Source organism: Lysinibacillus sp. NPDC096382 (assembly GCF_044762845.1).
GTDB lineage: Bacteria > Bacillota > Bacilli > Bacillales_A > Planococcaceae > Lysinibacillus.
In genome coordinates this window covers 211,989-226,866 of the sequence record NZ_JBIWFC010000002.1, presented here as the reverse complement: position 1 = coordinate 226,866, position 14,878 = coordinate 211,989, and the positions used below count along the sequence as shown (strand labels likewise).

Sequence of the window (14,878 nt, the reverse complement as noted above, 5' to 3'; positions counted from 1 at the left end):
TTTGATATTAGTTCAGCTTTTATGTGTGTTTTAAGATATAGTTTGAGTATAATTAATAGAAGTATAGTCTCAGGAACTTTTTCTACCTGTTATTCAACTAACGGGGCAGCCTCTTATTATAATCTTATTGTGTTACTAAGGGTATAATTTTTTCTTCCGCAATAGAGTGCATATATTTACTCAATACAGTTATTATGAATCAAATTTGTGGGCCTTTTTGGAGAGACAGCCATGAATATAGCCATGACCGATGTTATGAGAGACTTTGGCGTCAGTGCAACTAGTGCTCAATGGTTAATAACAGGCTATTTATTAGTATTGGGAATTTTAGTACCCATTTCTGCCCTTATTATTCAATGGATTTCAACACGTTGGATTATTATAATCGCAATTTTATTCTCAATTGTTGGTTCAATAATTGGTGCATTAGCGCCAACATTTTCAATTTTATTATTATCACGGGATTTAAGCAGTTGGTACAGGGTTAATTTTACCCCTTATGATTAATGTAATTTTCATGGTTGTACCAATCGCAAAACGTAGTGCAACAATGGGGATGGTCATTACACTTGCTCCAGCAACTGGGCCAACAATCGCTGGTATTATCGTCGATATATCTAGCTGGCATTATATTTTCTGGATAAGCATTGCCCTATATATCATTATTTTCTTCACTTTTATGCCAAAAGTGTACAATGTCTCAACGCTAACAAAACCGAAAATCGATTATTTATCTATCGTTCTTTCAACAATTGCATTTGGTAGTATTATTTATGGACTAAGTACTATTTCAGAAAGATTCTACATTGGCAACAATCATAATAGTATTGGGCATTGTAGCTCTTTTATTTTTCATATGGCGTCAATTTACAAGTAAGCATCCGATGATTGATTTACATGTTTTCAAATATCGTAATTTCGCTATTGGTTCAGTTTTAATATTTATTGTATTCGCATTACTGTTAGCCATTGCGATTCTTATGCCACTGTATTTAAAAGGATCATTATTACTTTCAGCAACGAATGCTGGGTTTGCGATGTTATTAGGAAACATATTAAATGCCGTCTTTGCTCCAATTGTCGGAAAAACGTTTGATCGTGTTGGTCCAAAGTTTTACTTACGTTTTGGTTTCTTATGCTTAGTTATTTCAACGAGTATATTATCCTTTGTCATTAGTGCCACAACACCACTTTGGTTAATCATAGTTTCATGTATGATTTTCTACGTAGGTGTCTCAACAACTATTATACCGGCGCAAACAAACTCACTTAATGATTTACCAAAACAGTTGTATTCTCATGGTTCCGCTGTCATAAACACACTTCAGCAAATTGCAGGTGCAGCAGGTACCGCATTAGCCATTACACTTATGACAACAGGACAACACCGCTTTACAGTAGAGCATTCAAAAGCAAGCCCTGAAACACTAGTTGCAGTAGGTACACAATTTACATTCGGCACTATTGTGATTGTGGCAGTAATCGGTCTGTTATTGGCGTTATTTGTAAAACGACCAACGAATCATTTGCACTAGTTTTCAATTGAAAGAATAACTTAATATAAAAAAATGGATAAACTAATAGCATTCATAACAATTCCTATTTTCTTTAAATGTTGTATCGCAAGCTAGTCATAGGAACAATAAACGAAGTTGCTGAACACAAATATAAAACCGGCATATGTCAATAGAAAAAACGAAACGCCAGGCTCATTGGTAAATCATTGATCCTGGCGTTTTTAGTAACCAAACAGGAAAAGAACTCACAATATCACTAAAACAAATTGATACTTCCTCAATAGTTTGTTTAGCCCTTCAGATAACCCCTGATTCATTATATCAAGAGAATTTGCATTTCATCATTCAGCACAAGAATCGTTGCTCCAACACTTATAATCGGACTACTTCCTATAAATTTTCGTAATTCCTAAATGTACCCAAATTTCTCACGATTAATAAAGCTCAAATTTAAAAGAGATCGCCTTTCTTTTAAAGTAACCTCTCTAATGCCGGTTCGGCGGGATCCTTTTAAAAATCTTTTTTATACGAAATATTGCTAAAAAATGTAGAATAGTTCACCAAAAAAGAAAAATAGTTAATGATAGTCTGTCTCTTCCGAGTTTTACTTATATTGCTTGTTTTAAAAACTCTATGTTAAGGTAAAATGACAAATTGAATATGCTAAATTTTGGTGGTTCAAATGGAGTTGATTCCATTTGATTAAAAGGGAAGTTGGTGAGAGTCCAACACTGTCCCGCAACTGTATTTAGGAGTTCAATAACAAGGCCACTGTTTTGTTTGTCAAAATGGGAAGGTGTTATTGTAGCGTTGATCATAAGTCAGGAGACCTGCCACTAAATAAGCATCAATTGACCTACGAGGATAGGGAGGTGTTAGCTACTACATGATCTTTGTGAATTCATGTAAATTCACTGTTTATTTGCTCTATCATGCTTTTGTAGATTAACAACTTCTCAAAGGGGTAGAAGTTGTTTTTTTGTTGTTCTTTCGTGTTTTAATGGTAACGCTTACAAGAATAATTAAACAAAGGGGTTGTAATGAATGGAGTTAAATTATTCACCAGGTCTCGATGGAATCATTGCCGCTGAAACAAAGCTATCTTTTTTAGACACTGTAGGAAGTCAGATTGTGATTCGAGGCTATGATTTGATTGAGTTATCACAAAGATATTCGTATTTAGACATTGTCTACTTAATGTTGCATGGAGAAATACCAACTACCGAGCAACGAGCTAATTTACAGGTTAAATTGAAATCTAATTACCAGGTTCCACAAGAAATTTTTCAAATTTTCAAGTTATTACCTGATGGGACGCATGCTATGGATGGGCTTAGAACAGGCATTTCGGTGTTAGCAGGCTATGATCAGCAAATCAATGATCGTTCTACTGAAATGAATTTGTCGCGAGCATATAGACTTTTAGGTGGTATGCCAAATATTGTAGCGAATAGCTATCGTGTATTAAATGGTCAAGATGTCGTGGAGCCTGATAACCAGCTTTCCTATAGTGCCAATTTTTATTACATGATAACTGGCAGAAAACCAACTGCTTTAGAAGAAGAAATTTTTGATCAATCACTCGTTTTATATAGTGAACATGAGATGCCAAATTCGACGTTTACGGCTCGTGTTATTGCCTCAACACAATCTGATTTGTATGGTGCTTTAACTGGCGCGGTCGCATCATTGAAAGGTAATTTACATGGTGGGGCAAACGAGGCAGTGATGTATATGCTTCTTGAAGCCAAAACAGTAGAAGGCTTTGAAACATTGCTGAAATACAAACTGCAAAATAAAGAAAAGATTATGGGCTTTGGCCATCGTGTTTATATGAAAAAAATGGACCCAAGAGCGCAAATTATGAAAAAGGCTTTACACAAATTATGTTTGCAGCAAGGAGATCATCGCTTATATCACATGTGTGAAGCTGGTGAAAAAGTGATGGTACAGGAAAAAGGGTTATACCCAAATTTAGATTATTATGCGGCACCAGTGTACTACATGCTTGGATTGCCAATTGAAATATATACGCCAATCTTTTTTGGCTCACGAACGATCGGCTTATGTGCTCATGTAATTGAACAGCATGACAATAATAGATTATTTAGACCTCGTGTCAATTATATTGGCGAGCGTCATAACCTTGAAGAATTGTCGGTATAATCAAGTTTAACAACTCGCCATAGAGCTGATGGGCATTCTGACCAATGTCCATCAGTATACTAGTATAGCAAATTCATGCAACGGAGGGAAGATATAGATGATAAAAACAAATGAACTATCTAAGACAGATCAATTACTAACTGATATTACCGATTACGTATTAAATACAACGATTACAAGTGAAGAAGCCTACGAAACAGCACATTATGTTTTATTAGATACTATAGGTTGCGGCATTTTGGCTTTACAGTATCCCGAATGTACGAAACTACTCGGACCAGTTGTACCCGGTACGGTTGTTCCAAATGGTACGCGTGTTCCAGGAACTTCCTATGTACTTGATCCAGTGAAAGGTGCTTTCAATATTGGTTGCATGATTCGTTGGTTAGATTACAATGACACATGGCTTGCGGCTGAATGGGGACACCCTTCTGATAATTTAGGTGGCATATTAGCAGTTGCGGATTACTTGAGTCGTGTACGTATTGCTGAAGGCAAAGAGCCTCTTAAAATAAAAGACGTTTTAGAAATGATGATTAAAGCCCATGAAATTCAAGGGGTATTAGCATTAGAAAATAGTCTGAATCGCGTTGGTTTAGATCACGTATTATATGTCAAAATTGCGACAACAGCGGTTGTGACAAAGGCATTAGGTGGAACTCGTCAAGAAATTATCAATGCATTATCAAATGCTTGGATTGATAATTCAAGTTTACGAACATACCGCCATGCCCCAAATACAGGATCAAGAAAATCATGGGCAGCAGGAGATGCGACAAGTAGAGCCGTACAATTAGCCATGATGGCTGTGCAAGGTGAAATGGGTTATGCAACGGCCTTATCTGCACCTGGCTGGGGATTCCAAGACGTACTCTTTAATAAACAAGAATTAAAGCTTGCAAGACCGCTTACCTCTTATGTTATGGAGAATGTTCTTTTCAAAGTTTCTTTCCCGGCTGAATTTCATGCGCAAACAGCTGCAGAATGTGCAGTTCATTTACATCATGAAGTGACAAATCGTTTAGATGATATTGAAAAAGTTGTCATTACGACACATGAATCAGCTATTCGCATTATTGATAAAGAGGGCCCATTGAATAATCCAGCTGACCGTGATCACTGTATTCAATACATCACAGCAATTGGACTGATCTATGGTGATATTATCGCAGACCATTACGAAGATGACGTGGCAGCAGATCCACGCATAGATGAACTAAGAAATAAAATGGTTGTTGTTGAAGATTCACAATATACGATCGATTACTTAGATCCTGAAAAGCGCTCTATTGCTAATGCTGTTCAAGTTTATTACAAAGATGGGACATCATCAGAATTAGTAGCGTGTGAATATCCTTTAGGACATCGTTTCCGTCGTGAGGAAGCATTCCCTAAAATCATTGATAAATTCCAACAAAATATTAGTACACATTATTGTCAAAAACAATTAAGTAAAATTAATGAGCTTTGTGCTAATAAAGAGATTCTCGAAAATAGTGCTGTTCATGAATTTGTAGATTTATTCATCTAACTTTTTTCAGCTGTGTTTTATGTATCGAAAGAATAAGTCACTTTATAGCGGGTGTCCAAACATCCGCTGAAAGAAGTGCCTCCGGCGGATGTCACGGAATCGGAAAGGAGTTCAATGGAGGATGTTAGTTTAAAATCATCACATCCATGCGATAACGGCTAACCGCCCAGCATTTTCGGTGTTGCTAAAGCTTCGTTAGCACTGCGCTTTCGCACAAAAACATCTGTTGCTGCCGCTTCGCTTTCGCACAAAAACATCTGTTGCTGCCGCTTCGCTTTCGCGCAAAAAACATCTGCAGGGCTAAGCACAAAGCCGATTCCGGGCTCAATTATGCCGCGGCATATTGATTAATAGGAGGTCTTTAAAAATGGCGTGGATTGTCAATGAAGTAATGACACAAAAACAATTGGCTGACCAATTTCGAGCTTTACTAACGCGTTCTACTATTTTGCAAATACCAGGAGCTCATGATGCGATGGCAGGCTTAATGGCTAAAAAAGTGGGCTTTGAGGCATTATATCTTTCTGGAGCTGCCTACACAGCAAGTAGGGGCTTACCTGATTTAGGAATAATTTATTCAAATGAAGTGGCGCAACGTGCTAGTGAAATTATCCAAGCTACTAACTTACCAATACTAGTGGATATTGATACTGGCTTTGGCGGTATATTAAACGTTGCACGTACAGCTCGCGAAATGGTAGAGGCTGGAGTAGCTGCTGTACAGTTAGAGGATCAAAATCTTCCTAAAAAATGTGGACATTTGAATGGTAAAACACTCGTATCCCAAGAGGAAATGATACAAAAAATAAAAATGATTAAACAAATAGCGCCTACTTTAGTTATTATTGCCCGCACTGATGCAAGATCTGTAGAAGGTTTAGAACAAGCTATTTCAAGAGCAAATGCCTATGTAGCTGCTGGAGCAGATGCTATTTTTCCAGAGGCTCTGCAAACAGAAAAAGAGTTTAAACAATTTGCTAGTGAGCTAGATGCTCCTTTATTAGCAAATATGACTGAATTTGGGCAAACACCTTATTATACAGCTAAGGAGTTTGAAAAAATGGGCTATTCTATGGTTATTTATCCCGTTACATCAATGAGAGTAGCAGCCAAAGCATATGAGCGAGTGTTTGACTTAATAAAAAATACGGGGACTCAAAAGGAAGCTATTGAGGATATGCAAACTAGAAGTGAATTATATGAAACAATCTCCTATTACAAATTCGAAGATTTAGATAGTGAGTTGGCGAAAACTATCTTACCTAAAGAGGAAATCAAGTAGGAGAAAAGCAATCTGCTTTTCTCCTCTTTCTTTCAAGGAGGGCTTGTATGGATAAACTAGAAAACAAAATGACGATCTTTACACCTGAGGACTTTCATGATGAAGAAGAGCTCATAGCAAAAACGGCAGAGCTTTTCATTAAACAGGATGTCTCACCTAATATTTCAGCTATTGAACAGCATCAATATGATGTCACCCGTCAATTATTTCAAAAAGCAGGTGACCTTGGTTTACTTGCCATTGAGATACCCGAAGACTATGGGGGGCTTGAACTCAATAAAAAAATTTCGGGGCTTGTTGCAGAAAGAATGGGCTACGGGGGCTCTTTTAGTGTCTCCTACAATATTCATGCAGGAGTTGGCACATTGCCCTATGTCTATTTTGGGAATGAGTCACAAAAGCTAAAGTACTTACCTAAGCTGGCTTCAGGTGAATGGATTGGAGCCTATGCCCTGACTGAGCCAGACGCAGGTTCAGATGCATTACATCCAAAAACAAATGGGATTTTGAATGAAGATGGTACAGCATGGGTATTAAACGGTGAAAAACAATGGATTACCAATGCCCAGCTAGCAAATATCTTTGTTGTTTTTGCAAAAACAAACGAAGGAATGACCGCTTTCATTGTAGAGCGTACTTTAACAGGGGTATCTATAGGGCAGGAAGAAGAGAAGATGGGAATTAAAGGGTCTTCGACGGCTACACTTATTTTAGAGGACGTTGTCGTACCAAGGGACAATGTTCTTGGAGAGGTTGGAAAAGGCCATAAAGTTGCTATGAATATATTAAATATGGCACGCCTAAAGCTTGCTTTTTCAAACATAGGAACTTCCAAACAGGCGCTCCAATTAGCAGTGAATTACGGTAAGGAACGGCAACAATTTCAAAAGCCGATCGTTGATTTTACAATGATTCAAGAAAAAATTGCTAATATGGCGATTTTAATTTATGGCGCAGAAAGTGCTGCATACCGAACAGCTGGAGAAATGGATGATGTTATTGAGTTAGAAAGTAAAGAGTCCATGGTTCAAAAAATAGCCGATTTTGCTATGGAATGTGCACTCAATAAAATCAATTGCTCGGAAGCACTTGGCAAAATTGTAGATGAAGCTGTTCAAATACATGGCGGATATGGCTATATGCAAGATTATGAAGTAGAACGTTTGTATCGTGACGCAAGAATTAGCCGTATTTTTGAAGGAACAAATGAAATCAATCGCTTAACAATTGCTAAAATATTTTATAAAAAGCATACGCAAACAGCTTCTACAAAAAATTTTTTAGGAGCGTGCCAACCAGCAGATGATAATCACCAATATATCCAGCTATCCAAGCATTTAATGCAAATGGCAATGACTGTCATTTCAGCTGCACAAATTAATCTGGAACAAGAGCAGGAATACATGCGTCTGTTGGCTAATATAGCAAAGGATATTTATATCATGGAATCTTCTTTACTGAGAACGGAAAAGGCAGCACGTGAAAAAACGAAAAATTTGATGACAGACATATTGTGCCAAGAGGGTTATCGTAAAATAGAAAAAAGAACAATTGACATTATTGCTGCTGCTGAAACAAATGAGCAAATACGAAAAACATGGCTGGATGATATTCAACACTTAAACATTCCCCTACATCAGAATCTCTTTATGAAGAAGAGAGAGATTGCAAGAAGTATCATCAACAATCCAAAATCTATTAGTTAATTTTCATAAACAGGAGGGAAAAGATCATGGTCGATACATTTGCCAATGTAAGTAAAGAAGGTTCCATCGCGATTATTCATTTAGATCATCCACCAGCAAATACGTTGTCATCAGCAACTATTGAAAATCTTCGTCTCATTTTCCAAGAGCTAGCAGAAGACAAAGAAACAAACGCCATCATTATTACGGGCACCGGGCGATTTTTTGTAGCTGGTGCAGATATTAAGGAATTTGTTTCTGCTTTTGGGCAACAGGAAAAAGCATTGCAAATGGCCGAGGCAGGTCAAGCTCTTTGTGATGAAATTGAAGCTATGAAAAAGCCTGTTATTGCAGCTATAAATGGTCCAGCCCTTGGTGGAGGACTAGAGTTAGCGTTAGGCTGTCATTTCAGAATCGCTTCGAGTAATGCAATTCTTGGCTTACCAGAACTAAAACTTGGGCTACTTCCAACATTCGGTGGCACACAACGACTTAGCAGAATAACGAATCAAGCGAAAGCCCTACAATTAATTTTAACAAGTAAACAATTAAGCGCCGACGAGGCACTTCAGCTAGGCATTATTCAACTGGTAACTGAACCAGAGGAACTACTGCCAACTGCAAAAGCTGTTGCTCAGTCCTTTGTTGATGGTAAAAGTATGACAAGTGTGGCTCGTACAATTGACTGTGTAATGCAGGGCGGCAACGTTCATCTTCAAAAAGGACTGGAACTTGAACGAACACGTTTTGCTGAGCTATTTTTAACAGAGGATGCTAAAGAAGGTGTTCAGGCTTTTATTGAAAAAAGACAGCCAGAATTTAAACATTCGTAAGGGAGGAATTTAATATGGAAAACGAAGTACTATTTTCGGTCAGTGACGGTGGAACAGCCACCATTACATTGAATCGTCCTAAAGCTTTAAACTCACTTTCCACTGAAATGCTAAAACCTATCGGCGAGAAACTAAAGGAATGGCAAGCAAATGATGAAATTCATCTTATTATTCTAAGAGGTGCTGGTGAGAAGGGATTTTGTGCTGGTGGTAATATTAAAACACTTTATAATGCTCGCTCCAGTCAGGAAGCTTTCAAAAATGCCGAAGTTTTTTTTGAAGAAGAATATCAAGTAGATATGGCTATCTATCACTATCCAAAACCAATTATTGCCTGCCTTGATGGCATTGTCATGGGTGGTGGTGTCGGTTTAACCTTTGGGGCTAGCCACCGAATCGTTACTGAACGGACAAAATGGGCAATGCCCGAAATGAATATCGGCTTCTTTCCGGATGTTGGAGCAGCCTATTTCTTAAACAAAGCACCTGGCTTTGTAGGATACTATTTAGCATTAACCGCATCTGTCATCCAAGCTGCTGACGTTCTTTTTGTCAATGGTGCTGATAGCTATATGACAAGCGATAAGCTACACAAATTCCTAACAAGGATCGAACAAACTGACTGGCATACAAAAGAGATCAGCACAGCTCTAAACCAATTAATCGAGGAGTATTCAAGCAACCCATTAACAAATAGTGAACTTGCCAGCCTTCAAAATAAAATAGATCAACATTTCTCAAACTATACAGTGGAAGAACTAGTAGAGTCTTTAGATAATGACCCAAGTAAATTTTCACATGAAACAAAGCAGTTACTTCTATCTAAATCTCCATCTTCGTTAAAAATTACGTTACAGCAGCTTATAGATGCGCGAGATAAAACATTAGAAGAATGCTTTGCGACAGATTTAATCTTAGCAAAAAACTTTTTAAAACATGAAGATTTCTTTGAAGGTGTACGCTCTGTCGTCATTGATAAAGATCGAAATCCGCAGTATACCTATAAAACATTAGCTGAATTTACAGATGAAGATAAGAAGAAGTTTTTTCATGATAACAGTGTAAAGTCATAGTTTAAAATCCTTTTTGAAGGAGCAGAAAGCTTGATAATTCAATATTCGTTACGAAGTTAATTTTTTGAAACAATTGAAGCCTAGTGATTCAGTAGGCTTCAATCATTTTTCCATAAATACTGGTGGTAATTTATAATCCAGTTTCTCACTCTGTTTACTTTTTTTATTTGTACCATCAAACAGTTTAAAGAGTATATAACCAGTATTGCTTTTATAAAGGTTACAGGGTCTATAACATTTTTGTAGGTTCTTTTGTTGAGGAAGCAAAATGTTGGTACCTATTTCTTCTATCAGAAAGTGTTGCACTATAGAATGCACTTTTCTACTTTATCTCCTACATGTTGAAAACTAATTGCTTTCATCCCATTAGGGCTTACTTCAAAAATCATCGTTTCTTTACCATAAGGAGGGTCATGTGCATGCTCAAATGTTGTGACTTGAACTTCGGTAAGAAAGCTAAACGAACCTTCATGCTCTCTGATGATACGCCGGATCTTAGCATTTAAAAACCATATTGTTTAATGTAGCCATAGTAATGAAAGATCATTAAGTTGCATATGCAGCTCTTTTTTATTGAATTAACGATGCAGGCTAGTTTAAAAACAGGTTACTTTACCAAAGCAAAATTTTAATTTCCATCACTTTATTGAATAAATATCCGAAATATATTGTGCAGTAAAAAAACCGATTAGAATATTCCAATCAGCTTCTGGTTTTTAGTTTTTTTCCGTTTCAATACCCACACTGAAAATAGCGAAAACCATACTAAAGAAAAATACTATTTGAACGAAACTGTCTGCTGTCCAATACCCTAAAAAATTCATGAAAACAAGGATGACAAATAATTGTTGAAACAATTTGCGTATAGAAACGTAAATTACCCGACATTTTACCCCTCCAATTTATGTAATTTAAGGTTAACACAAAACGGGTATTTAAACCATTTTTATTACTGCACACTATGAGAGTGCAATAAAAAGAACAGCCAACAATTAAGTAAACTGTTCAAATGGTTTTATAAAAGTGGATTATTATTAGGTGTTCATTCAATAGATTTTACTTGATAATTTTCTTCAGAAGTATCTACAACAGCAGATATTTTCCTATTCTCATTATCAACAACATGACCTTCTAAATATACTTCATGTGTTGCATATTCACCTGAAGAACTAACTTCATTTATTGTAATATCGATATTTTTTTCCTTTTTAAAATGCTCAACTGTTGCTTGTATTGCTTTTTCTTTAGTGTTTGCCCATGCTTCTTCACTAAATTCCTTAGGCATACCTTGGTCGATAAGGAAAAAAGCTATTAGAGCTAGAGCAATAATTGTCGTACCACCCAAAATAGATATAAATTTAATTCGTTTGTCTTTCATTAAATATTCCTCACATCATGTTTTCTTGTTTTTTTCAACAAGAGCAATTCTAAAACAAAATTTTAGTTATAACAATTAAATTTTTGTTACATGAAACTTATAATTTTGTAAGTTTTAATTTTATAAATAAGTGTTACTGAACATAATGCCAAACCCAATCGAGCTAAGTATTGTTCTAATCTTATCAGTCAATATTATTTTTTTGTTTCTGATAACTCCACTGAAAATGTGCCGAGATTGTTTTCTTTTGAAATTGTATTAATAATGTTGGTTATTTTATTTATTGTTTTATCATGCCTATCAAAGTTAGATAGTGATATTGTTAGAACTTTATTTTCAGGTGAATATATTGTATAGAGAATTCTTTTGTCAGGAGAAAATCCGTGTTCTACGAGACCATCTATAATTTTTTTAGTTAATTCAACTTCTCCAATCTTTTTGTTTATCTCTTCTACTACTTTTAGTTGTTCTTCGGAATTCGCAACAAATGCATATGAGGAAATATCTGTAACAGATTGGGAATTACGATTATAAAATACGTAGATGCCAATTGTAATTAACAAAAGAATAATGGAAAAGGTGATCTTTTTGATGTTAATTCCTCCTTACATGCAAAGTATGTATTATTTTTAAACTATATGATTCTAAAGAGGAAAATGTACAGGAGAAAAGGGAATAGGAGGGATAGCATGGACTTAGACATTTAAAATAAAAAATCATACCGACGCTGAAAAAAGTCTATATGCTTGGAGATATAATAGGGAAAACCGGCAAAAAAGTTGCCGGTTTTGGGATGATAATCAATTTTATTTTGTATCGTTTTTATTTTCAAATCGACCAGAAGCTAGTTTTTTGTTAGCTTCTGCTTGTTGGATTTGTTGTCTAATTTGATTAACATCAGTCTCATTCCCGAATTCTTGGTTCATCGAGTTCATTGTACCAGAAGCTTGCTTTTTGTTAGCTTCTGCTTGTTGGATTTGTTGTTTAATTTGATTAACATCAGTTTCATTCCCGAATTCTTGGTTCATCGAGTTCATTGTACCAGAAGCTTGCTTTTTGTTAGCTTCTGCTTGTTGGATTTGTTGTTTAATTTGATTAACATCAGTTTCATTCCCGAATTCTTGGTTCATCGAGTTAAAGTTTTGGTTGTTTTTATTCATGTATTTCACCTCCTAAAATTAGTCTGTACAAAAGACGCTTTATTATTCGTAGGATATCCTAAATGAAGTAGTATTGATTTACCAAGCATTATTTAAAGTGATTTTCATAAAAAATCATTTATTGAGATAAGAAAAAAAGCGTTGTCCCATGCTACAGTAAACTAATGAACAATTTGAGAATTAAATGAAAATAGAGCATAAAAGACGCTCTAAAAAACTCATAAATCCCATGTTCAATGGAATAGCCCAGAAAATAAACCCTAAAAGGACAACAGGTATCAAAAATATTTTAAATATTTTAGGTGAAAGAGTTTTTAGGAATATTACAACGTAGATTCTCACACAAACTAAAATAACAACTATTAATATAATCATCGAAGGTAAGAAGTATAACAAACTTGTTCCTTTTGATAACCATGAAAATATGTGCATAACATTACCTCGTAATAAATGGAACAGTTAAAAACCCCAGCGTTAAACTGGGGAACGGTTTGTCAGGTTTAATCAAATACTATTTTTCTGGATAAGCCACATGCATCGGTGGGGGAACTAACCAGCCTTTAGTCTTATTAAGACGTAACAGTTTTGAGCCGAGTTGAGCTTTACCTGTGTGAAATTGAGCGTACATTAAAGCAATATCCTCCCTAGTTGACATCCCCATAACTTGACTACATGTAACTAACCCCGCAGCAAGGTCACCTGTTAGGGCTGCACTAATTTCAGGATCATTGAATTTCGCACCAGGGGGGATATCCTCTATTCGTGCAACTGGTCTCTCCGGTGGTGCAGGCGGGAGAGCAACGCCGTTAGTTTTTAGTATTTTTTCTAACTGTTTTGCTTCTTCTCTACAAGTGTCGATGATATCTTCGATTATTTTTCTTAAATCTTCATCACCAGAATGATTGTAAAACGTTTGATATCCAGCGATAAAGCCATAATTTACAGTGAGATGTGTCCAGATACTAAAGACTTCTCCGTAGTGTAATGGCTCGTCTTTTGGGTTGCCACTAAGTATTCCCATACTTGCACTTCCTCTCTTATTTGAACATTTTCAAACAGGGATAGTATGGGTTAAAAAAGAAAAATAATTCGATTTTTAGCAATTAAAAAGACCACTTGTTCAAAGTGGCCATGACAGAAATGAAGGAAAGATAAAAAGAATTTTGTATACCACTATTACAATGCTTGTTTGTCACTTCTGTTTAGAAAAATAAAATTATAGAAGGGTCACTTGGGATGGAGTGACCCTTAGAAGGAAATCGGGATGCAAAGCAAATGTACTTTACATATTTAGAATATGATTTAGAAGTTATGATTATATAGTGTATTAACCATGAAATTGTATTTAAAAATATAGAATAGGGAATTGATTAAATTATTATGATTGGGATAGCGTAGTGCTTTTTAAAAATCGGGGTAAAGCATGTTCAACACATAGCTATCCCGAAGATAATGTATGTTCTAGTATTTAAAAACAATACAACTAAAAAGTACATCTGAAAATCTTAGAAGAGACACGGGGGATACTACAAAATGTATTCATTTGATGAGGAAAACGTATTTCGTAATAACTTAGATGAATCGTTTCATTTATCAAATCAACTTGTTCCTATATTAATGAAAAAAGTTCAGAACGTCTTAGACTTGTTGCTGCTAACAATTTAAACATTTGCTCTTTCTGTAACGCAAAACGTATTTGGGCGCGTTCTAAATAGTCAAATAGCTGCTTTAGATCCGTTAATGTCATAAAGACAGGAAGTTTAATCGGTCTTTTGCGTTTCAATCCCGCGCGTAAAATTATTAGCAAGGTATCGTTCTATTTGGTGAACGATTTTAATGAAGAAATTTTTGGTTGACCGTACGTGGTTTTTGTTTTAATGATCCTAATAGATATTGGATAAAGCGAATTACTTGAGTCTTAGTATGCACATTTAAACAGGTAGAACAGCCATAGTCCGTTAAAAAGGTTAAGAATAGCTGTAAATTGTATTCATAACTTAATTATAATATACAATACAAATTCAATGGCAGTATGTAGTTGCAAGTATAATACCTCCAAATATCGTATTAGTTAAAAAGGAGCGTTATCGTTCACATGAAAATTATAAGGAGCTTCAGAAATACAAGCCGAAAAGTACAGATATTGAACGACGACATGAATCTACGGACACACGAAAAGTCATTTAGAATAATCCTAGAAATTTTCTCCTAAATCTAGAGACAAAAATTCCTAAACGAACATGTTGAATTTTT

Annotated in this window: 15 protein-coding genes and 1 riboswitch; of the genes, 10 read left to right on the top strand and 5 right to left on the bottom strand. The window is 35.7% G+C overall.

Annotation, left to right across the window (positions count from 1 at the left end):
• Nucleotides 1–231: 231 nt before the first annotated feature.
• The 9 genes from ACIQZA_RS04885 (at nt 232) to ACIQZA_RS04845 (ending at nt 10,087) form a co-directional block, all read left to right on the top strand.
• Nucleotides 232–507: an MFS transporter gene (locus ACIQZA_RS04885; protein WP_402880501.1), complete on the top strand. Its 276-nt coding sequence runs from the start codon at nt 232–234 to the stop codon at nt 505–507.
• Complete coding sequence (locus tag ACIQZA_RS04880) at nt 500–877, top strand: efflux MFS transporter permease (RefSeq protein ID WP_402880503.1); 378 nt, start codon at nt 500–502, stop codon at nt 875–877. Before ACIQZA_RS04885 ends, ACIQZA_RS04880 begins: the two co-directional genes overlap by 8 nt.
• Nucleotides 807–1,535, top strand: a complete 729-nt coding sequence (locus tag ACIQZA_RS04875; protein WP_402880504.1) for an MFS transporter — start codon at nt 807–809, stop codon at nt 1,533–1,535. Before ACIQZA_RS04880 ends, ACIQZA_RS04875 begins: the two co-directional genes overlap by 71 nt.
• Before the next feature lie 639 nt (nt 1,536–2,174).
• A riboswitch (cobalamin riboswitch) is annotated at nt 2,175–2,369 on the top strand.
• A gap of 192 nt (nt 2,370–2,561) precedes the next feature.
• On the top strand, nt 2,562–3,683 hold the full coding sequence (gene mmgD, locus ACIQZA_RS04870) for a citrate synthase (RefSeq protein ID WP_402880505.1): 1,122 nt from the start codon (nt 2,562–2,564) through the stop codon (nt 3,681–3,683).
• A 97-nt stretch (nt 3,684–3,780) separates the two neighbouring features.
• Nucleotides 3,781–5,214, top strand: coding sequence for a 2-methylcitrate dehydratase (gene prpD, locus ACIQZA_RS04865; protein ID WP_402880507.1), 1,434 nt, complete (start codon nt 3,781–3,783; stop codon nt 5,212–5,214).
• Between the two features lie 367 nt (nt 5,215–5,581).
• The gene (gene prpB, locus ACIQZA_RS04860) at nt 5,582–6,496 is read left to right on the top strand and encodes a methylisocitrate lyase (protein ID WP_400938248.1); all 915 of its coding nucleotides are present in this window, start codon (nt 5,582–5,584) and stop codon (nt 6,494–6,496) included.
• Between the two features lie 47 nt (nt 6,497–6,543).
• Nucleotides 6,544–8,202 (top strand): acyl-CoA dehydrogenase family protein, encoded by a 1,659-nt coding sequence (locus ACIQZA_RS04855; protein WP_402880509.1) that lies wholly within the window; start codon nt 6,544–6,546, stop codon nt 8,200–8,202.
• A 26-nt stretch (nt 8,203–8,228) separates the two neighbouring features.
• The gene (locus tag ACIQZA_RS04850; RefSeq protein ID WP_402880510.1) at nt 8,229–9,014 is read left to right on the top strand and encodes an enoyl-CoA hydratase-related protein; all 786 of its coding nucleotides are present in this window, start codon (nt 8,229–8,231) and stop codon (nt 9,012–9,014) included.
• Between the two features lie 14 nt (nt 9,015–9,028).
• Nucleotides 9,029–10,087: an enoyl-CoA hydratase/isomerase family protein gene (locus ACIQZA_RS04845; protein WP_402880512.1), complete on the top strand. Its 1,059-nt coding sequence runs from the start codon at nt 9,029–9,031 to the stop codon at nt 10,085–10,087.
• Between the two features lie 305 nt (nt 10,088–10,392).
• On the opposite strand, the gene ACIQZA_RS04840 is transcribed toward ACIQZA_RS04845, so the two are convergent.
• The 5 genes from ACIQZA_RS04840 to ACIQZA_RS04820 all read right to left on the bottom strand — a co-directional run bounded on the left by ACIQZA_RS04840 (nt 10,393) and on the right by ACIQZA_RS04820 (nt 13,646).
• A complete protein-coding gene (locus ACIQZA_RS04840) occupies nt 10,393–10,581 on the bottom strand; it encodes a DUF3888 domain-containing protein (RefSeq protein WP_403009861.1) in 189 nt (62 codons plus the stop codon).
• A gap of 548 nt (nt 10,582–11,129) precedes the next feature.
• Entirely contained in the window at nt 11,130–11,465 is a 336-nt protein-coding gene (locus ACIQZA_RS04835) for a phosphoglycolate phosphatase (protein ID WP_402880513.1), read from the bottom strand.
• Between the two features lie 194 nt (nt 11,466–11,659).
• Nucleotides 11,660–12,028 (bottom strand): hypothetical protein, encoded by a 369-nt coding sequence (locus ACIQZA_RS04830; RefSeq protein ID WP_400938260.1) that lies wholly within the window; start codon nt 12,026–12,028, stop codon nt 11,660–11,662.
• Nucleotides 12,029–12,271: 243 nt separating this feature from the next.
• Nucleotides 12,272–12,625 (bottom strand): gamma-type small acid-soluble spore protein, encoded by a 354-nt coding sequence (locus ACIQZA_RS04825; RefSeq protein ID WP_403009856.1) that lies wholly within the window; start codon nt 12,623–12,625, stop codon nt 12,272–12,274.
• A 511-nt stretch (nt 12,626–13,136) separates the two neighbouring features.
• Nucleotides 13,137–13,646 carry a DUF3231 family protein gene (locus ACIQZA_RS04820; protein ID WP_402880517.1) on the bottom strand — a complete coding sequence of 170 codons (510 nt, stop codon included), beginning with the start codon at nt 13,644–13,646 and terminating at the stop codon, nt 13,137–13,139.
• A 512-nt stretch (nt 13,647–14,158) separates the two neighbouring features.
• Here ACIQZA_RS04820 and ACIQZA_RS04815 point away from each other — a divergent pair.
• Nucleotides 14,159–14,290 carry a hypothetical protein gene (locus ACIQZA_RS04815; protein ID WP_400938266.1) on the top strand — a complete coding sequence of 44 codons (132 nt, stop codon included), beginning with the start codon at nt 14,159–14,161 and terminating at the stop codon, nt 14,288–14,290.
• Nucleotides 14,291–14,878: the final 588 nt, after the last annotated feature.